The organism is Pseudomonas sp. ASL7 (assembly GCF_056680375.1).
This window is the reverse complement of the sequence record NZ_CM155279.1, coordinates 3,012,772-3,035,037: the sequence shown is the minus strand read 5'-3', so window position 1 is coordinate 3,035,037 and position 22,266 is coordinate 3,012,772. Positions and strand designations below refer to the sequence as shown.

Here is a 22,266-nt window from a genome sequence, read left to right as displayed (position 1 = left end):
TATGGATACGCGAGTGCCGGCGGGTGCCGGTTTCTTCGGCAAGGTCACCAGCCATGGCGATTTCGTCGCGCGACGCTTGCCCCATGCCTTCCAGCATTCGTGGGACGTATGGTTGCAAGCGGCCTTGAATACCAGTCGCGCACAGTTGGGGCCGCAGTGGCTGGCCACTTACCTGAGCAGCCCCATCTGGCGCTTTGCGTTGGCTCCCGGGGTGTGTGGAGAGCAGGGTTGGGCGGGGGTGCTGATGCCAAGCGTCGACCGAGTGGGGCGGCATTTTCCGTTGACCATCGCTGCGCAAGTCAGTGCAGGCATGCCGCCTGCGCAGTGGCTGGGCGACTCGGGGCCTTGGTATGAACAGCTTGAGGATCTGGGGCTGTGGTCGCTGGGGGCGGATTTTTCACTGGAAAGATTCGATCAGGCGTTGCTGCGCATCAGCACTCCACGCGGCGCCGCGGTGACGTCGGGCAACGGCACAGGGGTAACTTGCAATCGTATTTATCCGCTGGAAGGAACAGCGCAGCTGGGTGCAGCGTTGCCGGCGTTGGCGCCTGCTGCGCGGGGTGCAAGCCTGTGGTGGAGCGACGGCTCGGAGCGCATCCAAGCGTGTGTGATGCAATGCAATGGATTGCCGACCGCCGGCCAGTTTACGGCCATGCTCGATGGACAATGGGCCCTGCACGGCTGGCAGTTGTAACCCGACCGGCTATGGCGGGCAGGTGACCATCAGGACGGTAATGTTGTCGCGGCCGCCACCTTTCTTGGCGAGGTCGATCAGGTAATGGCAGGCCTGCTCAAGCGTGGCTTCGTTGGTATGGGCCATTGCTTCTTCGATCAGGTGGTGGGGCACCGCGCCGTACAGCCCGTCACTGCATAACAGCAGGACGTCGTGCGGCTCCAGCGGCAAGGTGCGAATCACAGGCTGAACATGAGCGCCGGGCCCCATGGCCTGCAGCAACATATTGCGCGGTGGCAGGTTATCCCGCATGCCGGCATCCACGGCCTGCTGATACAGGGTCTGGTCGTGAGTCAACTGTTGCAGCTGGCCGTTATGATTGCAGTAGAGGCGACTGTCGCCGACGTGAAAGAACACCAGCTCGCCGCCCGCGAGGGGGCGACAGAAGCCCGTAAGCGTGGTGCCCATACCGCCCTCGGAGCGATGCTGAGCGAGGTTGTGCTGGTACAGCGTGCGGTTGGCATATTCGATCGCATCAAACATCAGCGATATTGCCATCAGGCTGGCATCCGCGCAGGTCGCATCGGGGTCGCGCAGGCCGGCAAGGGGAGTGGTAGCGTCGAGGTCGAGGGCGGCAGACCCGTCAGCGCCCTGGGCGTAGCGCATCCTGGCGTGCAAGATGAATTCGCGCACCGCCTGCAGCGCCCCAGAGCTGGCCAGTTCGCCAGCGGCGTGGCCCCCCATGCCGTCGGCAACCATGGCCATGTCCAGGGAACTGTCGATCAGGAAGTTATCTTCGTTGCTGTGGCGCACGAGACCGACATCGGTAACGCCGAAAGCTGTCCCGATGCCCAAGCGTTGCCGTTGGATGAGGGAGACCGGGATCGTGGTAATCAAAATGCCCTCACGGTATTCCTAGACATGGCAAAGGTATCGGGTGGTTCGCGGCGTGTGGAGTCATTGAACATTACAGTGCAAGGCTGCCACCAGCGAAAAAAGCGGGGACGGAATATGGGTGAAATGGGCACCCTTCATCGCCATCATTATGGCGCTATGCTATCGTGGCGGCAGTTTACCCTGATACCCGATCCAGTGCGATTTTCTACTAAAAATTCAGGGCAACCATGAGTCAAAACTGTCAGGAATACAAATGAGTCAGGATCATCTGTACAACCCCTCAGGCGATCTTGACAGTACCCGGCCGGCCCATCCTATCGATCCCGATTCGACGGTGAGCGTGGCGGCGTCCTTCTTCTCCAGTGGTGGGGCATTTCCCCCTGTCGCCCGCACACATCTCAAGCGCGACAGTGACGATGATTCGACGCTGGTCGTAGCGCTAAGGGAAGAAGAGTTCACCCAGGTGGTGACGCCCATGACGGCGAATCGGGTGGCACCCCAGGCCGCGCCAAATCCTGTCGCTACCCCGGCAGCAGGAGACTCGACCACTGAGTCGGTATCGGTGTCGCATTCCCGGTCGCAGACCACCTATGGCTCCCATGCCACCCGTGGCCAATCGCAGTTGCGTAAGCTGGCGGAGGAAGCAGCCGCACTACGGTCGGCGCCTGTTCCGCATTACGTGGGCCCGTCCAGTTCGACCTCGCTGCCCCAAGGCTTCGGCCTGTTTGAATACCGCATCGACAAGGTTCTGGGGCAGGGTAGTTTCGGCATTACCTATCTGGCCACCGACGTCAATCTGAATGTTCAGGTGGCGATCAAGGAATACCTGCCCAGCCATTGTGCCGCGCGTTCGGGCGACTACTCGGTGGTGGTGCGCTGGCCCGAGGCGGAAGAGTTTTACCTGGATGGCCTTGAAGCATTCCTCATGGAAGCGCGTACCCTGGCCACCTTTCACCACCCGAATATCGTTGGCGTGGCGCGCTTCTTCGAGGCCTACCATACCGCCTACATGGTGCTCGACTATGAAGAAGGCCAGTCACTTAAACAATGGTGGAAACCGACGCGCACGGCCAAGGAATCCTGGTTGGTCGAATACCTGCAGCCACTGCTCGATGGCCTGGCACTGGTGCATGAGTCTGGCTACCTGCACCGAGATATAAAGCCCGACAACATCTACGCCAGCTCCGACGGCAACCGCCTGGTACTGCTGGATTTCGGTGCCGCTCGGCTATCGGTCGGTGGCGAGCAGTCCGTCGCCGATGTACTGACCCCTGGCTACGCACCGGCCGAGCAATATGAAGGCGGCGCCCAAGGGCCGTGGACGGACATCTACGCCTTGGGCGCGACGCTGTACTGGATGGTAGCCGGCAAAAAACCGGATGCGGCACCTGCGCGCCTGTCCGGCGAAGCTGTCACGTCACCGGCCGTGGTCGTGGGCGCCGACCGCTACGGTACGCCCTTCCTGGAAGCGATCGACTGGGCACTACAGCCCGAAGTTGCGCTACGTCCCAAGACCGTGCGCGAGTTTGCGGCTGCGCTGTTTGCCGAGCATGCCGGCTCGCTCAACCTCCAGGATGCACTGAGCACCCACAAGTTGCATCGCGCACCTGCAACGCCCAAGCGCAACACCCGGCTGGGCAGCGCCTGGCGCCAAGTATCGCGGCTCTTGCACCCCGACGGCTGGGGTCTCACGGCGAAGATGACCGTGCTGATGATGCTTGCCGCCATGGGCCCGCTGCTGGTGACTTCCTACTACAACTTGCGCGTGTCTAGCGCTAACGTCACCGCCAGCGAACTCAACAACCTCGAAAGCCTCGCGCAGAGTACCGCAGGGCGTGTATCACAGTTGGTAGCCGACAGCCGCACCTTTGCGAAGTATTTGGCCAGCGACGTTCGTTTTGTCGATTATCTCCAAAACCCCACTGACGAAAAGCGGGATATTCTGCTCGCGCGCCTGAACGATCTAGTCAGCAGTAACAGCGATGTTCACTTGGCATTCTTGTTGGATCGCAACGGCACGGCGCTGGTCTCCAGTGATTTGGATCTCGCCGGCCGTAATTTCGCCTTCCGCCAGTACTTTCAAGAAGCTATCGCTGGCCAGCCTTACAGCTCCGGGCTGGTGGTCGGTAGCACGGCCGGGATGCCTGGCGTGTATTTCTCCAACCCGGTCCGGGATGCCGATGGCAACGTTATCGGTGTGGTAGTGCTGCGGCTTAAGGGGGTGTCCATCTACAAGATTCTCGACGAGATCCAGTCGAACCACAGCAACCTGGTGCCGATGATGGTGGACAGCGACGGCATCCTCGTCAGTTACCCGGATCAGTCCAGGTTGTATGGCAGCCTCCAGGCACTGCCCGCAGATACCAGGCAACGCTTCATCACCGACCAGCGTTTTCGCCGCAACACGTTCGAAAACCTGGAAATGCCTGCTTTGGGCGATGCCCTTGTCCATGCATCGGTGTCAGGCAACCTGAGCTTTCACTCCACGCTCAGTGGTGTGGATGAGGTCGCCGGCTACGCGCCGGTCAACGGCATCGGCTTGACTGTTGCGGTGAGCGAGTCCGAGAGCCATTTCGAGGCGCCGCTGCAGCACCTGTTCATCAATATGCTCTACACCGTGGCAGGTGTCGGCGTGTTTTTCGTATTGATGGTATTCGGCTTGTCGAGGAGTATCGTGCGTCCGGTACAGCGGATGATCGCTTCCACCGAAGCGCTGCGCAACGGCGAGTTCGAAAAAGCCAGGATCGATGTCCCCAAGGGTCGCTACATTGACGAAGTCGGTCAGTTGGCGCGCACCTTCAATATAATGATCGACGTGTTGCGCCAGCGCGAGCGGCAGCGTGACGCGGCCGGCTCGCGCTCGCTGGGCAAGGCACGCAAGAGAAAAGGCTGAGTTCGCCGGGGGTTACCCGGTCGCCTGGATGCCGTAGGCGATGCCCCAAACCTGGTCTTGATCCTGCAGGCAGCCGTAGCCTGTCAATCCCAACTGCAGGGCTGCAGAGTGCCCCTGCAAGTCAGTGTTGGCGACAATTAGATTGTGCTGCCAGACATCGGGCTCAGCGTGCAGGTCGCGTACCAGCAGCAGGCGCGACAGCCCGCCATAGACTTGCACGAACTTCTGAATCACGAAGCCATGGCGCAACAACCCGCGCAGGCTGGCAAGGTTGGTTGGCGAGACTGTCGCCGCGAACAGGCTTTTGCCCAGCTGCCGGGCCATCTCGATACGCAAGGAAATGGCTTCCATATGCAAGCCGCGGCCACGCGCCGCCGGTGCGCAGGCGGCACCGTCGAGCAAGCACAGGCGCGCCTGGCGTTCTGCGTCGGTTTTCAATAGATCTCCCATGTATTCGAGCATGGGTGAATTTAAGCCAAGTACCCCATAGGCGATCAGCTCATCATCGTTGAAGCAACCAATAACGCGGCCATGCGTTTCGATATGTCCGGCGAAATAATCGAGACTGTCCTCGCGAGCGACACCCGGTGGGGCTAATTGCAGAACGTGGCAATGAAGGGCGAAGGCCAGATCGGCCTCGCCTGATTGGAGCCCACGCCAGGCATGGTCTTCATGCAAAAAAGGTAGGTCATCCATGGTAAATATCGCACGAAGAGGTCGAGTGTGCCGATGCCACGATAGGCGCTTCGGGAGGGGATTCAAGCTACAGAAAAATTGAAATCTTAGCGCGGGAAGAGGCACTTTACTACGCCCAGTAGATCGCCGTCGTGAATCGCCCCTGACCAACCAGGCCGGGGGCATCATCGCCGGGCGCGATGTGAGCCTGACAGCGGTCAATGGCGACGTGACCAATGAACTTAGCGTCACCAGTCACCAAAGCAGCGTCGGTGGCTACAGCCAGCAGACCGACGTGGTCGACAGTGCGGCGCGCATCGAAGCGGCGAACAACCTGACCATCAGCGCCGGGCGCGACCTGAACAACACCGGCGGCGTCCTCAGCAGTGGTGCCACTACCACGATCAGCGCCGGGCGCGACGTCAACCTCACCTCGGCCCAGCAAACGGTCAGCAATGACTACGGCCCCGACCGCCGCGATCAAAGCATCACCCAGTACGGTTCCAGCGTCACGGCGGGGCAGGACCTGAGCATCAGCGCCGGGCGCGACCTCACGGCCATCGCCAGCCAGATCGACGTCCAGCGCGACGCCTCCCTGGCGGCCGGCGGCAACCTGACCCTGGCCTCGGCGGCGGACGAAACGCACTCGTACTACCAGGACCATAAGGTCACGGCCCAGGAAGACCACGTCGGCCAGGTCGGCAGCACCCTCACTGCCGGTGGCAACGTCACGTTGAACGCCGGTCAGGACCTGACACTCAGCTCCAGCAACGTCACGGCCGGGGGCGACGCCTTCCTGAAGGCGGGCGGACAACTGAATGTGCTGGCGGCGCAAAACAGCGACTACTCGCTGTATGACATGCAAAAAGACGGCAGCTGGGGCAGCACGCAGACCCAGCACGATGAAGTCACTGACGTCACCAACATCGGCAGCGCCATCACCGCGGGTGGGAACCTGACGCTGGTCAGCGGCGGCGATCAGCTGTACCAGAACGCCAAGCTCCAAAGCGGTAACGACCTGACGCTCGACAGTGGCGGCAGCATCACCTTTGAGGCGGTGAAGGACCTGCATCAGGAGAGCCATAGCAAGAGCGATAACAATGCGTTTTGGGTCTCGGCCAGCGGCCAGGGCACCACCGATGAAACCTTGCGCCAAAGCCAACTGACGGCTCAAGGCCAGATGACCATCAATGCCGTCAACGGCTTGAACATCGATATCAAACAGATCGACCAGAACACCGTGAGCCAGACCATCGACGCGATGGTGCAGGCCGACCCGAGCCTGGCCTGGTTGAAGGACGCCGAAGCCCGTGGCGATGTGAACTGGCAGCAGGTGCAGGAGATCCACGAGTCGTTCAAGTACGACACTTCGGGTCTGGGGCCGGCGTCAAAAGTGATCATTGCGATCCTGATGTCGGTGATCATGGGCCCCGCAGGGCTTGGTATAGGCGGCCCGCTTGGGGCTGCTGAGATCAGCCTGGCCACGACGGCGGTCACGAGCGTTATCGATGACAAAGGCAACTTGGGGAATGCACTTAAGGACACCTTCAGTTCGAGCAGTTTAAAAAATGCCGCCACCGCCGGACTGACGGAGGGATTACTGAATTATGCCGATACCCAATGGTTTTCAGGTGCCGGCAGCAGTGGTTCGACCGTCACCAGCGCGGGCCCGATCCAGAACACGGGTTACTCCAACGATGCGCTCAGTTGGAGCAATGCCGAGCAAACCGCCCTACGCAGTGAGGCGCACGTCTTAATCAATAGCGGGATCTCAACGGCGATCAATGGCGGGAGTTTTACCGACAATCTACGCAGCGCTGCCTTGAGCGAGGCTATTAACTTCGGTGCGGCAGCCGGTAACAAAGCTATCGGTGATTTTACAAATGATTTTGCGACAAAAGTGGTGCTGCACGCCCTGCTGGGTGGCCTGATCTCGAAAGCCGCCGGTCAGGACTTTGCCAGCGGGGTCATCGCCGGTGGCGTGGCCGAAGGGCTGACGCCGCTGGTCAATGCGGCGTTGTCCAACTACGTCAGCAAGATTTTCGCCGCCAACGATCTGAGCTATACGGGCAGTCAGGCCAAAATCACCACGGCTCAACTCATTGGCTTGCTTTCGGCGACCATGGCCGGTGGTGATCCAAGTACCGGCAGCCTGATTGGCGGCTCTGCGGAGAAATACAACGATCAAGGGGACCACGGGTGGAAGGACCCTACCGTGTTGTTCCAAGATAATGGTGCCCCCCTCGACGGCGACTCGACAGCGCTGGATGAAGCCAAGGCGCAGTTGTCACTGGCGATCCTGAGCATGTTGTTTCCAGAGCTTTTGGCATCGGAAGGTCTGATGGCCAAGATTGGGGGAATGTTCAGTGAGACGGGGGAAGGTCTTGGTGTGGGGGCTGCGGCTTCGGGGGAGGTGTCGGGCGGTGCAGTCGTTGACGCCGGGGTTGGGGGGCGCCAACGGTGGTTTGAATGAGGGGGTAGCCGAAGCATCTGGAGTTGATGGTGCAAAAGCGGTAGACGACTCTGCAGCCTATGCTAAATGGTGGGATGATCTAGCGCAGCCCAATAGCTTAACTGATCAAGAGGCTAGAGCCTGGTACTTATCTAAAGAGGCCGAAATTCCAGCACACATTAACAGTGACCTTTCTTTGGAGGAGCAGGCTAAGCAGGCTTTTGATATGAGAAATGATTTGAGGTCTACGGCGAGAGAGTTGATGTCTAATAGAACATTGGCTGACTCGCTGAGTAAAAGTGATCCGAATAGAACATGGGGCGAGATTGTTAGTAAATATTCGGATCAAGGGTTGTCAGGAGATGCTCTGTGGCTGAAGGTTATCGAAAAATCCCAATCTTCTCGGGCGTCTGTCAATAATGGGCTAGGGATGTAATGGTATGAGTCGAGTATCTGAGTCGAGTTCTGAATCGAATCATTTCATTTTTTTTGATGATTATGAGGAAGAGAGATTTGATGAGTTTGTGGATGTTGTATTAAAAATTTTAAGTGCTAAGGAAGAAGGTCGTGAGTTTGGCCCGTACTCAGTGTTGGTTACAGTTTTTTATGAAGGGCATAAGTTGACTTTGACGAGCGGGTCATTTGAAGGATGTTTCATTTCTATGGATAAGGATGCGGCTTTTTTGGCCAAAAAAATAATCGAGGGGTTTAATGTCGTAGGTTGATTTGGTGCAAAAAGTGTAGGTGATGCAGCGGGCGATGTACCCGAGGGCTACATCGCCAACGCAGACGGCACATTTACCGTGTAAACGGGGACACGTGTAAACGGGGACAGACCACGTTTTTTCTGTAGAAGGGAAAAGGGGACACCCATTGTTCTGCGCAGACCAGCGCCGGCCCGCAAAGCTGGACCCTGGGCGGCGCCAGCATCAGCAATGCTCAGCGTCAGCAAGCACTGCCAGGCAGTCAACTCGCTATTCAAGTGGGCGGTACCGCCCAGACCACGGCCAGTTCGGTGGGTGGTGTGGCTGGCATGACGGCTGCGCCGGGTGCGCTCAGTGTCGCCCGTGTTCAAGGCCTGCCGAGCAGCGCCGGCCAGTCGCAGCCGCAGAAATACCTGATCGAAACCAACCCGGCCCTCACCGACCTCAAGCAGTTCATGAGTTCGGACTACCTGCTCGCGGCCCTCGGCTACAACCCCGACGACAGCGCCAAACGCCTGGGTGACGGCTTCTACGAACAGCGGCTGGTCGAGCAAGCGGTGGTGGCCGGCACGGGGCAGGCGTTCATCGATGGTCAGACCTCGAACGAGGCGCAGTTCAAGTACCTGATGGACAACGCCGTCGCCAGCCAAAACGCGCTGAACCTGACCGTGGGCGTGAGCCTGACGGCCGAGCAGGTTGCCGCGCTGACCCAGGACATCGTCTGGATGGAAAGCGAAGTCGTCGACGGCCAGACCGTGCTGGTGCCGGTGTTGTACCTGGCCAACGCCGACAACCGCCTGGCCCCCAACGGTGCCTTGATCCAGGGCAGCGACGTGACCCTGACCGCCGGCCAGGACCTGAACAACTCCGGCACCCTGCGCGCCAGCAATAACCTGTCTGCAATTGCTGGCAATGATTTGGTCAACAGTGGCTTGATTCAAGCCGGCAATCGTCTGGACCTGTTGGCGGGCAACGACCTGACCAACCAGGCCGGAGGCATCATCGCCGGGCGCGATGTGAGCCTGACGGCGGTCAATGGCGACGTGACCAATGAGCTCAGCGTCACCAGCCATCAAAGCAGCGCCGATGGCTACAGCCAGCAGACCGACGTGGTCGACAGTGCGGCGCGCATCGAAGCGGCGAACAACCTGACCATCAGCGCCGGGCGCGATCTGAACAACACCGGCGGTGTTCTGAGCAGTGGTGCCACTACCACGATCAGCGCCGGGCGCGACGTCAACCTCACCTCGGCCCAGCAAACGGTCAGCAATGACTACGGCCCCGACCGCCGCGATCAAAGCATCACCCAGTACGGTTCCAGCGTCACGGCGGGGCAGGACCTGAGCATCCAGGCCGGCCGCGACCTCACGGCCATCGCCAGCCAGATCGACGTCCAGCGCGACGTCACCCTGGCGGCGGGCGGCAACCTGACCCTGGCCTCGGCGGCGGACGAAACGCACTCGTACTACCAGGACAACAAGGTCACGGCCCAGGAAGACCATGTCGGCCAAGTCGGCAGCACCCTCAATGCCGGTGGCAACGTCACGTTGAACGCCGGTCAGGACCTGACACTCAGCGCCAGCAACGTCACGGCCGGGGGCGACGCCTACCTGAAGGCGGGCGGACAACTGAATGTGCTGGCGGCGCAAAACAGCGACTACTCGCAGTACGACATGCAGAAAGATGGCAGCTGGGGCAGCACGCAGACCCAGCACGATGAAGTCACTGACGTCACCAACATCGGCAGTGCCATCACCGCGGGTGGGAACCTGACCCTGGTCAGCGGCGGCGATCAGCTGTATCAGAACGCCAAGCTCCAGAGCGGTAACGACCTGACGCTGGACAGTGGCGGCAGCATTACCTTTGAAGCGGTGAAGGACCTGCATCAGGAGAGTCATACCAAGAGCGATAACAATGCGTTTTGGGTCTCGGCCAGCGGCCAGGGCGCCACCGATGAAACCTTGCGCCAAAGCCAACTGACAGCCAAAGGCCAGACGGTCATCAATGCCGTCAACGGCTTGAACATCGACATCAAACAGATCGATCAGAACACCGTGAGCCAGACCATCGACGCGATGGTCCAGGCCGACCCGAGCCTGGCCTGGTTGAAGGACGCCGAAGCCCGTGGCGATGTGAACTGGCAGCAGGTGCAGGAGATCCACGAGTCGTTCAAGTACGACACTTCGGGTCTGGGGCCGGCGTCAAAAGTGATCATTGCGATCCTGATGTCGGTGATCATGGGCCCCGCCGGGCTTGGATTAAGCGGACCGATTGGGGCTGCTGAGATCAACCTGGCCACGACGGCGGTTACGAGCGTTATCGATGACAAAGGCAACTTGGGGAATGCACTTAAGGACACCTTCAGTTCGAGCAGTTTAAAAAATGCCGCCACCGCCGGACTGACGGAGGGATTACTGAATTATGCCGATACCCAATGGTTTTCAGGTGCCGGCAGCAGTGGTTCGACCGTCACCAGCGCGGGCCCGATCCAGAACACGGGTTACTCCAACGATGCGCTCAGTTGGAGCAATGTCGAGCAAACCGTCCTACGCAGTGAGGCGCACGTCTTAATCAATAGCGGGATATCAACGGCGATCAATGGCGGGAGTTTTACCGACAATCTGCGCAGCGCTGCCTTGAGCGAGGCTATTAACTTCGGTGCGGCAGCCGGTAACAAAGCTATCGGTGATTTTACGAATGATTTTGCGACAAAAGTGGTGCTGCACGCCTTGCTGGGTGGCCTGATCTCGAAAGCTGCAGGTCAGGATTTCGCCAGCGGTGTCATCGCCGGTGGCGTGGCCGAAGGGCTGACGCCGCTGGTCAATGCGGCGTTGTCCAACTACGTCAGCAAGATTTTCGCCGCCAACGATCTGAGCTATACGGGCAGTCAGGCCAAAATCACCACGGCGCAACTCATTGGTTTGATCTCGGGGGCACTGGCTGGTGGCGATCCCAATACCGGCAGCCTGATTGGTGGGACTGCTGAGAAATACAACAACGAACTCCACCAGGTTGAGGAAGCGGACTATGAGCTAAGGAAAATGTTGGGGGAACACATCCCTCAGCAAGAGCAGGATGATCTTGGCAAGGTCGAACCTATCGACATCATGCAAGGGCCTCATGTTGGTGCGGGGCCTCTTGGTAGCGCCATTCCCACTATTGGGGGACGACTTCCAATTAATAGTAGCTATGCCGGAAGTACTCATCCTTCAGGAGTGGATTTTACTGAACAGGGCTTTCCAGACTTTTCCCCCTATGCTACACACGGTGTAGAACTTATGGGGCTCACTGGGAATTACGGAGTGGACTCTAAGCTAGCAAACTTGGCGGTTGGATTAGTCGCGACCCCCAATGGTTTTGTCTGGCATCATGTTGAAGATGGACAGACGATGCTCCTAATACCTCAAGATGTGCATAACTCTACGAGGCATACTGGTGGTTCAGCAGTTATTCGGAATGGAGGGTTTGATAAATGAAAATTGAAGTAAAAAAAATCAAAAATATAGATCCAGAGGCTTTTACGGCGGTTGAGCTTTTTGTTGGTAAGATTTTGAATGGATCAATAAGAGTTTTTTTTGAAAGTTTTAATGGTGGGGAGCCTGCGTTAAATGCTTTTGATGTTGGTAATGATAATAGCAGTGGGGTGAATCAATTTATTCCTATTGGTGAGGTGGTTTCGGAACTTGAGAGGTTCAAGTTTAGGGAGGGGTTTATACCGATTGCTTGGGCCGAAGGTGGTAATTATGTGGCAGTTGATCTGACAGATGGTTGTGTTTACTTTGCTGATCATGAGGTCTTAGATTCTTATATAAAACTTGCAGGGGGGGTTGGTGAGTTTTTGGATGGGTTGAATCCAAGTTTGATTAATGATGTGGTATTGAAGCCTGGGCAAGTAATAAAGACTTGGGTAAATCCTAACCCCATTAAAACACTGAAGAGCAAATGAATTGTAAAAGTAAGAAGCAGGTTTGTTTGTTGGTAGCACCATCAAAGGATCCCTCAAGGACAGACCACGTTTTTTCTGTAGAGGGGGCCGCGTTTCTAGATTTAAACGTGGTCTGTCCCTGAGGGATCTTTTGGCGAGCCAGGAGGGGGGACACAAATTCTACCGAATCTCTCCGAGAGAGTTAACGTGCAATGGCTTGTTGATAATAATTTTATAAAGACGGTTAATTAATGATGGCTGTCTCTATGTGTGAAATACAAACGCTTGTTTATGAGTTAGGGGGGAGAATAAACACCCCCAACTCATTGCTGTCTGTTAGATCGCTTCCGGCTGATGACGGGGCGCCGTATGTAGAAATTGAAGAAGATATTTTTAGTTATGTATCTTCTGAACATGGCTACCAAATATTCAGGAAGTCGACTCGTTCCTTGGATGAGTTGCTGTATTGGATTTTGAGCAGGGCAGCGCGACAGATGGCGATGAAATACGAGCTAAACAATAGGTCGGAGGGTGTAGATACAAGAAGAGTTTATTTCTCAAAATTCATACAGTTGGTTAGGGAGATAAAGCCCGAATGGGAGTCGGCAGCTAAACTGGAGGTCGAGGACACGTTAAAAACATCGCCATACATAGATGGATAGCTGATTTTTTGGTGCAAAAGAGGCAGGCGCATTATCTGTAGAGCAAGGTCTTGCCTACGATGATCCATCAAGCCTTATCCAAAGTTGTGTAAGTGAAATTCAGTCACAAATACCTGTAAACTCCTAGGGCCGAATAACTATGGGCATTGCTGTGGTGGAGGATGCGAATGGTGTTCGCTCTGTTCTAGTCAGTACTAGTGAATCTCGCGGTTATCTTCGTCCTGGAGTGAGTTTGCAAGAAGGCGAAAAAGTAGTAGTTGGAACTGGTCGCGCGGAGGCCGACATTGTTAATTATGCCAACGCTAACGGATTGAAAGTTGTTGATATTGGTGCGACGAGACCATTCTGCGCATCATGCCAGAGTGTAATTGAGCCTACAGGTGCCAATGTATCAACGCCATTAAAGCCACAGCCAAAGGCTAATCAATGATTATGCGTTTAGATACTGTTGAAAAGGGCCTTGTAGAAGGGCTAAAAATCGTCGGAAAAGGGGGCGGATTTATTTATTTATGGACATTCGTAGAGAGTAAATCTGTCCATTTTTAGTTTGTCTGCAACACCAAAAATTGGCGGTGCCTGGAATTCCAAGTACTCATTAGATCATGCGCTCTGATAGAGCCTGTGTGGCAGTGTCTAAAATGAATTGTATCGCTCTGCACAGTGCAAGCGACCAATAGAAAATTAACTTAAGGAATATATTGATGTTTATTCGTACAACTCTTAGTGCGGCCCTTGCTGTGGCCGCTATTCTGACTACCGGCTGTGCGAGTATCGTGGGCGAGAGCAAATACCCCGTCGCGGTTACGAGCTCCCCGTCAGGCGCCTCGTTTGAGATTCTCAACAAAGATGGCCAGGTTGTTCAATCGGGGAATACACCCAGCTCGATCATCCTCAAATCCGGTCGCGGCTATTTCAAAGGCCAGACCTACACCTTGAAATTCAAAAAAGATGGCTATGCGGACCAGGTTGTCACACTGGATTCGAGCCTGAGTGGTTGGTACTGGGGGAACCTCTTGGTGGGTGGCGTCATCGGCATGCTGATTGTAGATCCACTGACTGGCGCTATGTACAAATTGCCAGAAGGGGTCTCGGCAGATTTCGGTAAACCCGTTGCCCAGAACGTGGAGCAGAAAGGCATGCAGCTGGTAATGATCGACTCGGTGACACCCGAGACCCGTGCGAAGCTGATATTGATCAAGTGATCCATTAACGCCTGGCTTCATGGGCCCGCGTAGCGACGATGGTGAAGTCGTTACTGCGGGCTGCGTAGCAGGGTGAAATCGAGAAATGGGGAAGGATTTATTTGCTGCGAGAAATGAGAGAAAAGGGGGCAGATTTATTTGTTGGGGCTGTCCCGTCATCGGATAATAATTAATAAATCTGTCCCCTTTATTGGCTAACGAGAAAGGATTGCAGACACTTTGGGGGTATGAGTGGGGGACTGTCGATACAGCGCACTATGACGGCCTTGTAGAGAGTGATACTACTTCTACGAGTATGAGCGCCTAAGTCGTCGACATGGCTAACGAGTTGTAGTAAAGAGCCTCAGAAGGTGGCGCAGCGTTGACGCGAGTAGAATATCTAAATTGGTCTTATTATCTGATTTTCGGAGGTGCACAGATGCGACATGGTGTTTTTTGGCGCTTCATCGCTATTTTTTTCTTCAGTCTTACTTTGGCGGGCTGTATTCATTACGAACACAAAAGCGCAGAAGGGAAGTCAAATTCCGAAATTTCTACGATCCAACAGCTCGATAACTCACTGACAATAATTCGCATCGACGGCGATCAAACTTTGTATTGGCTGGGCCGCCAAAATGTATACCGTCTTGGGGCAGGAAAACATCAAATACAAGTTCGAATGGACGTCACTACATATGCTCACACGTCACCCATTGAGAGGACTATCGATTTGGTTGCTGGTCACACATACGGGCTTAAGCTTTACGGCAAGTCGTCGATATACTGGAGAAATTCCGAGGCGTGGTGGAATTACGAAATTCGTGATATGGAGACGGGGCAACGCGCAGACCTCCCCGCACCCGCTGCGACCGATAAGCCAAAAAGCTCGCCTGTTATCTCTGAATAAAAAAAGAAAGGGACAAGAAAGGGGACAGATTTATTTATTGATGGACATTCGTAGAAAATAAATCTGTCCCTTTTTAGTGGAAAGATTTTAATATTGATCCTTCTTGGGTACAGAAATAATGACTAGGTGTGAATGGGAAGTTATAGAACAGTTTTCATCACCAGGAGAATATCGACGTTTTTGTGTCTGGATTGAGAGTCAGGTTGATAGTGGCGGGGTAGAGGTTGTGTCTGTTGAGGACTCCTATGCCGGATCTGGATTCGATGAAGTCTGGTACAAATGCAATGTTTCTGGGGCTGTTTGGAGATTAGTTGCTCCTGATGCCCCATTCAGAGGTTATTGGGGACCAATTCGGCAGTTTGTTGGTGCAATAGAAATCCCAGTGTAAACGGGGACAGACCACGTTTTTCCTGAGAGTGCGGGGCGCGCTTCTTGGATTCAAACGTGGTCCGTCCCCATTTCCCCCTTACGAACGTCTATGGCTGACTTAGGTAATTCGCGCTTGCGCCCACTGATTCCACAGCCCACCCTCGCGACCCTCAGTTTTCGACGTATTTAGCGCTCCGAAGTCGATAGGCATACGGTACTCCGTCAGCTTCCACGTATTGATTGGGAGCGCTGCCGTGGATGGCGATTACAACCACTACGACGTCGGTGCTGGTATCCGCGATGTGGGGGGGCTCGCAGTTCATTTCGATCCGCAGCTCGTTCCCCGCGAGTCGACTAAGGGAAACCTTTAGCCGGGTTGAAGATTTCCCCCCTGCGGATGCTGTTCATCTTGATACCGGTGCGGCGTCTACTCACTTACCTTGCATAGACAAGAGGCGTGTCGTCGTAGCGGACTGTTCCATTGAGCTCGCCTGGCGTTTTGCCCCATAACAATAAGAGGCCTGACAATGCTCAAACCCAACGTCCAATACATCTCCCATGCCATCCGCCTGAGTGTGGCTGGTATCTGCCCCGCAACTTCCCAGTCGCCAACCTGTGCACCCTCGACCGGCGTACTGCGCGCGTGAACGGTTGCTCAGACGAGCACCCTGGTGGATTTAATAAGGCTCGCTGTTCGGCTGCCGGCGTTATTTATTTTTAGTTTTGTTCTGCTCCTATAAATACAGTGCCCAAGCACATACAGATGTGGAGATGTTAAATGTATAAAGTAAAGCAAACTTGCCGTGGGCTCGGTATTGCCAGCGTGTTGGGAATGATCTGTTCGCCATGGGTGCACGCCGATGTTATTGATGACAGTCACTTCAACGTGGATGCTCGTAACTTCTACTTGAATCGCAACTACACCAACACCAATGCGCCGGTGTCAGAAGTGGGCAGTTGGTCTCAGGGTTTTGATGCGCAATTCACCTCCGGTTACACCGCCACGGCCTTGGCGATCGGCCTGGATGTAGATGCGCAATACGCCGTGCGCCTGGATTCGTCGGGCAACGATGGTTCGCTGCCATACAGCGTCAGCGACCAACAGACGGCCGATGACTACAGCCGCGCCGGTGCGACCTTCAAGATGCGCTACAGCAAAACCGAGTTGAAGGTCGGTGATCTTCGCCCGAAATTGCCAGTGGCGTACGATGACACCAGTCGACAGCTGGACACTATTTACCAGGGGGCCGTAGTCGAATCCAAGGAAATTGATGGGTTGACTATGACCGGCGGCCGTTTCTGGTCTGCCGTTACACGGGAATCTTCCAACCACGAGAACCTGTACAAGTTCGGCTCTACCGATAATCTCGACAGCAGTGGTCTGGACTTTGGCGGGGTAACTTACGATATTACCAAGAGTCTGCAAGCCAGCTACTTCTACGGCGTGTTGCACGATATTTATCAGCAGCACTATTTTGGCCTGATGAACATGGCTGATTTGGGTAATGGCTACAAATTTAAAACTGACTTGCGTTACTTCAATACCAATGAAGATGGTAAGGCGTTGGATGGTGAAATTGATAACCGTGCCTACGGTGCCTTGTTCACCCTTCTCAAGGGGGCGCACACGTTTGGCGTCGGTTACCAGCGCATGCTCGGTGACAGCGTGTTCCCGACCATGAATGGTTATATCCCGCAACCTTACCTGGTGCACTGGGGGTCGCTGGGGTTTATCCGCCCGGAAGAAAGATCCTGGTCGGCGCGCTACGGCTATGACTTTGCCGGGATGGGCATACCGGGGCTGAATTTCTTCAGCCGCTATATCAAGGGCACCAACTGGAACCGCGGCGGTAACCTGAGCGACAACCAGGAGAGCGAGCGCGATCTGACGCTCAGCTACGTGGTGCAGAGTGGGGTGCTGCAAGGCTTGGGGCTGGACCTGCGCAACATCGATGTGAAACAGAAGTACGGCTACGACTACAACGAGTTCCGTTTCGCCACGACCTACACCTGGAAGTTCTGGTAAGCACTATCGAATGGCGCGACTGCGCCTTGCCTGGATCGCGCTGGTCCGATGACCGTCTCGGCTCCATGGAGCCCGCCTAGCGTTTTACCCCATAACAATAAGAGGCCTGACTATGTTCGAACCCATCGTCCTATACATCTCTCCTGCAATCCGTCTGCCCGCGGCAGGTATCTGCCCCGCAACTTCCCAGTCGGTGCACTGCGCACCGTCGCCGAGCGCATTGCGCGCGTGAGCGGTTGCTTTGGCGAGCACCCGAGCGGATTCCAAGAGGAGCAAACACTAGTGAATACCCAGGTCAATAACGCGGTCCTGCAGAAGAAGAAAACGTACATTTACGAGTGGTACGTGGTGACCCTGTGCATGATTGCCTACATGTTTTCATTTGTGGATCGGCAGATCCTGGCGCTGATGATCGAACCGATCAAAGCCGACCTGCAGATCACGGATACCCAGTTCAGCTTGCTGCACGGGCTGGCCTTTTCGTTGTTCTACGCGTTCATGGGCATGCCCATCGCCTATCTGGCCGACCGCTTCTCCCGATCGAAGATCATCGCCGTTGGTGTGGTTTTCTGGAGCCTTGCGACTGCCGCCTGCGGCTTGAGCAAGAGCTTCCTGCACATGTTCCTTGCCCGCATTGGCGTCGGCGTTGGCGAAGCGGCCCTGTCGCCCTCGGCCTACTCGATGTTCAGCGATCTGTTCCCCAAGGAGAAACTCGGCCGCGCAGTGGGCATTTACTCGATAGGCTCGTTCGTCGGTGGCGGTCTGGCCTTCCTGGTCGGCGGCTATGTGATCTCCTTGCTCAAAGACATGAACACCATCGAGGTAGCCTTTCTCGGCGCGATGAAGGCCTGGCAGCTGGCGTTCTTTATTGTAGGCCTGCCTGGCATCCTGGTAGGTCTGTTGATCTGGCTCACCGTGCGCGATCCGGCGCGCAAGGGCCTGCAGTTTGATGCGCAGGGTCGGGCCAAGAAGGTCACGCTGAGCGACGGTTTCCGCTTCCTCGGCCGCCACCGCGCCACCTTCGCCTGCCATTACCTGGGCTTTTCGTTTTACGCCATGGCCCTTTTCTGCATGATGAGCTGGAGCCCGGCGCTGTATATCCGCAAGTATGGCCTGACGCCGATGGAGGCGGGCTATATGCTCGGCACCGTGCTGTTGTTGGCCAACACCGCAGGGGTGTTATTCGGTGGATGGCTCACCGACTTTCTGGCCAAGCGAGGTTATCAGGACGCCGCTATGCGCACTGGAGTGATTGGCGCCCTGGGCATGGCGGTGCCGGCCGTGCTATTCCCCCAAGTCGATCAACTGTGGCTGTCGGTGACCCTGTTGGTGCCGGCGATGTTCTTCGCCTCGTTCCCGATGCCGGCGTCCACGGCGGCGATGCAGATCCTCGCGCCGAATCAGGTGCGCGCGCAAGTCTCGGCAATGTTCCTGCTGATCAGCAATCTGCTAGGGTTGGGCCTGGGTACCACGCTGGTGGCGCTGTTGACCGACCGTTACTTCGGTTCGCCTGCAGCGGTGGGCTCGTCGATGTCGCTGGTGATCGGCGGTGCGTCGGTATTAACGGTGCTTCTGCTATGGCGTGGTTGCCGCCGTTTTTGCGAAAGCTATGCCCGGGAGTACCCGACCCAGGCTTGACATAAATAGTCCATGATCGGCATCTCGGCCTCGCTCCGTTTTAACGGAGCGGGGCCGATACGCTCTAGATCAGGAGAATCTTTGATGTTGAATGACGTACACCTGCTGGAGCGGCACAACCTGCTTAGCTCGGCCGATTACCGCGAGATCAAGGACAAGGTCAGCCACTACTTGTGCCCGCACAGCTTCAACGTATTGCGTGACGAGCCTATTTACACCCAACTCAACGGCGTATTCTTCGGCGCGTCGGCGCTGCTCGACTTGCGCTATGGCGCGCCAGTGGAGATCACCATCGGCGACATTGCCGATCAGTACCTGTTTCGCATTACCTTGCAGGGGCATTGCGAGGTGGCCCATGGGCGACGTAGCGCCGCGATGCAGTCGGGCTACCTGAGCGTTTCTTCGCCGTTCGCAACAAGCCGTATCATCACCGATGGCGAATGCCGCAACCTGATTCTGCGCGTCGACCGTAATGCCTTGGAGACGCAACTGCAACGCCTGCTCGGCCGCAGCTTACGGCAGTCGGTAATCTTCGATGTGAGCGTCGACCATCTGGGCGCGGGCGTCGTCAGCCTTTATCACACCCTGGACTATATCTGCCGGCTTTATGGCAGCGGCGTGGACGGCCCGCGTATCGACAGCAGCCTGTCCGAATACCTGATGCAGCTGCTACTCACCCAGTTGCCGCACAACTACTCCGCGGATCTCTTGATCGACTCACGCATGCCGTTGCCGCACCACGTGAAAAAGGCCCGCGATTACATCGAAGCGCACCTCAGTGAGCCGATCAGCCTGGCGACCCTGAGCGAGCTGTGTGGCGTGTCGGTCCGCACTTTGCAGAATGGCTTCAACCAGTTCCTCCAGCAGTCGCCGGTCGAGTACATCCGCGACTGCCGCCTGGCGATGATCCACGAGTCGTTGAAGCAGGGCAGGGCCGGTGAAACTGTCACCGATATCCTGTTGCGTCACGGTATCAACAGCTTCGGCCATTTCTCCAGCGTCTATCGGCAACGCTATGGCTGCTTGCCGTCGGACACCCTACGGCGGCAAGCGCATTGAAACTTCTGCGTAATCCGTAAGGCAGCTGCGCATTCGGATAAGTGTGTGACCGTACGGATCGATAGCATCGAGACTCTTACAAGAGGAGCATCTCCATGAATATTACCGTGCTGGGTGGTGGCCACGGCTGCTACGGCGCCGCTGTCGAAATGGCTGAAAAGGGGCATCCGACCCGTCTGTGGCGTCGCGACTCTGCAGCGCTCAAGGAGCTGCTGGCCATCGGCGGCCTGACCATCAAGGACTACCAGGGCACTCGCCAGTTGTCCGTCGGCAAGCCGGGCGACAAGCTGTCGCTGACAGACGACCTGGCCGAAGCCCTGGGCGACGCGCAACTGGTCATCATCCCGCTACCGTCGACCTCTCACGAAGACCTGGCTAAGCACGTCGCGCCGCACCTGCACGATGGTCAGGTGGTGTTCCTGCCGCCGGGCACCTTCGGCAGCTACGTGTTCGCCAAAGCCATGGCCGATGCGGGCAACAAAAGCAAGGTCGCCTTCGCTGAAACCGGCACGCTGCCGTACCTGGTGCGCAAGCACGGCGCCAGCGACCTGGTGATCAGCGGCTACGCCACCCGCCTGCCGACCGGCGTGTTCCCGAGCAACTTGTCCGAGCACGCCTTCGCGGTATTGCGCGAGGCCTACCCGAGCGTCGAGCCGATTGAAGACGCCCTGAGCGGTGCGTTGATGAACGCAGGCCCGATCATCCACCCGCCGCTGATCATGATGAACGCCGGGCCACTGGAGCATTTCGAGGCTTGGGACATTCACAACGAGGGGACCCAGCCGTCAATCCGCCGCGTGACCAACCAGCTTGACGCCGAGCGCATGGCCGTGCGCGAAGCACTGACCTACGGCGCGCCGCACTTCCCGCTGGCCGACCACTACAACACCACCGAAGGCGACGAGTGGATGTACGGTCGCGGTGCCCATGGCAAGCTGACCGATAGCGGCGACTGGCGTGAAGACATCGACCTGCAGAAACATCGATACATGCTGGAAGATACCCGTCTGGGCCTGTCCTTCCTGGTTTCCGTCGGTCGCTGGGCCGGTGTGCCGACCCCGGTGGCGCAGGGCTTGCTGAGCATTGCCTCGGTCGTCGCAGCACGTGACCTCTACGCTGAAGGCCGCACCCTGGAAAACCTCGGTCTGGCCAAGCTGAGCCGCGTACAGATGACCGAGCTGCTGACCAAGGGGTGCAACTGATGAACGCTGCGCTGCCTCATGTCAGTGTGGTGGGTGCCGGTCGGATGGGCGAGGGCATTGCCCTGGCGTTCATCCATGCGGGCCTGCCGGTTACCTTGATCGACATCAAGGACCGCGCCGAGGATGAGCGGCACGCCTACTTCGAGCGCGTGCGGAACAATATTCGTAGCGAGCTGCAGATGCTGGTACGCCTCGGCGTGCTCCAGGTGGAACAGGCGGACATCGCGCTATCGCGGGTGACGGTGCAATCAAGATCCCAGGCCTCGGCGACGTTGCGCCTGTGCGACTTGGTATTCGAAGCGGTGCCGGAAGTCATCGCGGTCAAGCAGGAGACCTTCGCCTGGGTCAGCGAGCATGTCGCGGCGTCGACGATCATTGCTTCGACCACGTCGACCTTTCTGGTTACCGAGCTGAGCGAAATGGTCAGTGAACCGAAGCGTTTCGTGAACGCGCACTGGTTGAATCCGGCGCACCTGATGCCGCTGGTGGAAGTCAGCCGCAGCGAAGCGACCTGCCCGCAGGTGGTCGAGCGGCTGCTGCAACTGCTTAAGCGGATAGGCAAGGTGCCCGTAGTGTGCAATCCGGTGGCCGGCTACATAGTCCCGCGCATCCAGGCACTGGCGATGAATGAAGCCGCACGGATGGTGGAGGAGGGCGTGGCCAGCGCAGAAGATATCGACACCGCGGTGCGTGTAGGCTTTGGCCTGCGTTTCTCGGTGTTGGGGCTGCTTGAGTTCATCGATTGGGGCGGCGGCGACATCCTCTACTACGCCTCGCGCTACCTGAGTGGAGCGCTGTCCCCGCGTTTCGAGTCGCCGCAGGTGATTGCCGACAACATGCAAAACGGCCGCAATGGCTTGCGTGACGGTCAGGGCTTCTACGACTACCGCGATATGGACGTGGAAGGCTACAAGCATCAGCGACTCGGCGAGTTTGTCCGCAAGCTGGAATTGTCGGGGCTGACGCCAGCTTTCGATGGCGCCTTGAAGCAGGCCTGAGCATT

General features: G+C 56.9%; 16 protein-coding genes and 1 pseudogene. 15 read left to right on the top strand and 2 right to left on the bottom strand.

Annotated features, from left to right (window positions below):
* Position 1 precedes the first annotated feature (1 nt).
* The gene (gene tagF, locus AC1MDT_RS13885) at positions 2-694 is read left to right on the top strand and encodes a type VI secretion system-associated protein TagF (protein WP_480422558.1); all 693 of its coding nucleotides are present in this window, start codon (positions 2-4) and stop codon (positions 692-694) included.
* Positions 695-703: 9 nt separating this feature from the next.
* Here tagF and AC1MDT_RS13880 read toward each other — a convergent pair whose 3' ends face one another.
* Positions 704-1,570, bottom strand: a complete 867-nt coding sequence (locus tag AC1MDT_RS13880) for a PP2C family protein-serine/threonine phosphatase (protein ID WP_480422557.1) — start codon at positions 1,568-1,570, stop codon at positions 704-706.
* Positions 1,571-1,823: 253 nt separating this feature from the next.
* Here AC1MDT_RS13880 and AC1MDT_RS13875 point away from each other — a divergent pair, with 253 nt between their 5' ends.
* On the top strand, positions 1,824-4,463 hold the full coding sequence (locus tag AC1MDT_RS13875; RefSeq protein ID WP_480422556.1) for a serine/threonine protein kinase: 2,640 nt from the start codon (positions 1,824-1,826) through the stop codon (positions 4,461-4,463).
* Between the two features lie 12 nt (positions 4,464-4,475).
* On the opposite strand, the gene AC1MDT_RS13870 is transcribed toward AC1MDT_RS13875, so the two are convergent.
* Positions 4,476-5,159 carry a GNAT family N-acetyltransferase gene (locus AC1MDT_RS13870; RefSeq protein WP_480422555.1) on the bottom strand — a complete coding sequence of 228 codons (684 nt, stop codon included), beginning with the start codon at positions 5,157-5,159 and terminating at the stop codon, positions 4,476-4,478.
* Between the two features lie 82 nt (positions 5,160-5,241).
* Between AC1MDT_RS13870 and AC1MDT_RS13865 the strand changes: the two are divergent.
* From AC1MDT_RS13865 to AC1MDT_RS13805, 13 genes and pseudogenes are all read left to right on the top strand, one after another.
* Positions 5,242-7,611: pseudogene (locus AC1MDT_RS13865) on the top strand (DUF637 domain-containing protein); the annotation flags it as partial.
* On the top strand, positions 7,562-8,026 hold the full coding sequence (locus tag AC1MDT_RS13860) for a hypothetical protein (protein WP_480422554.1): 465 nt from the start codon (positions 7,562-7,564) through the stop codon (positions 8,024-8,026). The pseudogene AC1MDT_RS13865 and the gene AC1MDT_RS13860, both read left to right, overlap by 50 nt.
* A 4-nt stretch (positions 8,027-8,030) precedes the next feature.
* Entirely contained in the window at positions 8,031-8,315 is a 285-nt protein-coding gene (locus AC1MDT_RS13855) for a hypothetical protein (protein WP_480422552.1), read from the top strand.
* A gap of 605 nt (positions 8,316-8,920) precedes the next feature.
* The gene (locus tag AC1MDT_RS13850) at positions 8,921-11,770 is read left to right on the top strand and encodes a DUF637 domain-containing protein (RefSeq protein ID WP_480422785.1); all 2,850 of its coding nucleotides are present in this window, start codon (positions 8,921-8,923) and stop codon (positions 11,768-11,770) included.
* On the top strand, positions 11,767-12,240 hold the full coding sequence (locus AC1MDT_RS13845) for an SMI1/KNR4 family protein (protein ID WP_480422550.1): 474 nt from the start codon (positions 11,767-11,769) through the stop codon (positions 12,238-12,240). Before AC1MDT_RS13850 ends, AC1MDT_RS13845 begins: the two co-directional genes overlap by 4 nt.
* Positions 12,241-12,470: 230 nt before the next feature.
* Positions 12,471-12,881, top strand: a complete 411-nt coding sequence (locus tag AC1MDT_RS13840) for an Imm63 family immunity protein (RefSeq protein WP_480422548.1) — start codon at positions 12,471-12,473, stop codon at positions 12,879-12,881.
* A 701-nt stretch (positions 12,882-13,582) separates the two neighbouring features.
* Positions 13,583-14,083: a peptidase associated/transthyretin-like domain-containing protein gene (locus tag AC1MDT_RS13835; RefSeq protein ID WP_480422547.1), complete on the top strand. Its 501-nt coding sequence runs from the start codon at positions 13,583-13,585 to the stop codon at positions 14,081-14,083.
* A gap of 418 nt (positions 14,084-14,501) precedes the next feature.
* On the top strand, positions 14,502-14,969 hold the full coding sequence (locus AC1MDT_RS13830; protein WP_480422545.1) for a hypothetical protein: 468 nt from the start codon (positions 14,502-14,504) through the stop codon (positions 14,967-14,969).
* 1,147 nt (positions 14,970-16,116) lie between these two features.
* Positions 16,117-17,364 (top strand): OprD family outer membrane porin, encoded by a 1,248-nt coding sequence (locus tag AC1MDT_RS13825; protein ID WP_480422544.1) that lies wholly within the window; start codon positions 16,117-16,119, stop codon positions 17,362-17,364.
* A 282-nt stretch (positions 17,365-17,646) separates the two neighbouring features.
* Positions 17,647-19,002 carry a spinster family MFS transporter gene (locus tag AC1MDT_RS13820; RefSeq protein WP_480422542.1) on the top strand — a complete coding sequence of 452 codons (1,356 nt, stop codon included), beginning with the start codon at positions 17,647-17,649 and terminating at the stop codon, positions 19,000-19,002.
* A gap of 84 nt (positions 19,003-19,086) precedes the next feature.
* Positions 19,087-20,061 (top strand): AraC family transcriptional regulator, encoded by a 975-nt coding sequence (locus tag AC1MDT_RS13815; RefSeq protein WP_480422541.1) that lies wholly within the window; start codon positions 19,087-19,089, stop codon positions 20,059-20,061.
* A 95-nt stretch (positions 20,062-20,156) separates the two neighbouring features.
* Positions 20,157-21,263, top strand: a complete 1,107-nt coding sequence (locus tag AC1MDT_RS13810; RefSeq protein ID WP_480422539.1) for an NAD/NADP octopine/nopaline dehydrogenase family protein — start codon at positions 20,157-20,159, stop codon at positions 21,261-21,263.
* The gene (locus tag AC1MDT_RS13805) at positions 21,263-22,261 is read left to right on the top strand and encodes a 3-hydroxybutyryl-CoA dehydrogenase (protein WP_480422537.1); all 999 of its coding nucleotides are present in this window, start codon (positions 21,263-21,265) and stop codon (positions 22,259-22,261) included. The genes AC1MDT_RS13810 and AC1MDT_RS13805 overlap by 1 nt, the downstream gene beginning before the upstream one ends.
* Positions 22,262-22,266: the final 5 nt, after the last annotated feature.

Coding starts and splice junctions, on each gene's coding strand:
- tagF (WP_480422558.1), top strand. CDS start 2: ATGGATACGCGAGTGCCGGCGGGTGCCGGTTTCTTCGGCAAGGTCACC.
- AC1MDT_RS13875 (WP_480422556.1), top strand. CDS start 1,824: ATGAGTCAGGATCATCTGTACAACCCCTCAGGCGATCTTGACAGTACC.
- AC1MDT_RS13870 (WP_480422555.1), bottom strand. CDS start 5,159: ATGGATGACCTACCTTTTTTGCATGAAGACCATGCCTGGCGTGGGCTC.
- AC1MDT_RS13855 (WP_480422552.1), top strand. CDS start 8,031: ATGAGTCGAGTATCTGAGTCGAGTTCTGAATCGAATCATTTCATTTTT.
- AC1MDT_RS13850 (WP_480422785.1), top strand. CDS start 8,921: ATGGACAACGCCGTCGCCAGCCAAAACGCGCTGAACCTGACCGTGGGC.
- AC1MDT_RS13845 (WP_480422550.1), top strand. CDS start 11,767: ATGAAAATTGAAGTAAAAAAAATCAAAAATATAGATCCAGAGGCTTTT.
- AC1MDT_RS13840 (WP_480422548.1), top strand. CDS start 12,471: ATGATGGCTGTCTCTATGTGTGAAATACAAACGCTTGTTTATGAGTTA.
- AC1MDT_RS13835 (WP_480422547.1), top strand. CDS start 13,583: ATGTTTATTCGTACAACTCTTAGTGCGGCCCTTGCTGTGGCCGCTATT.
- AC1MDT_RS13830 (WP_480422545.1), top strand. CDS start 14,502: ATGCGACATGGTGTTTTTTGGCGCTTCATCGCTATTTTTTTCTTCAGT.
- AC1MDT_RS13825 (WP_480422544.1), top strand. CDS start 16,117: ATGTATAAAGTAAAGCAAACTTGCCGTGGGCTCGGTATTGCCAGCGTG.
- AC1MDT_RS13815 (WP_480422541.1), top strand. CDS start 19,087: ATGTTGAATGACGTACACCTGCTGGAGCGGCACAACCTGCTTAGCTCG.
- AC1MDT_RS13810 (WP_480422539.1), top strand. CDS start 20,157: ATGAATATTACCGTGCTGGGTGGTGGCCACGGCTGCTACGGCGCCGCT.
- AC1MDT_RS13805 (WP_480422537.1), top strand. CDS start 21,263: ATGAACGCTGCGCTGCCTCATGTCAGTGTGGTGGGTGCCGGTCGGATG.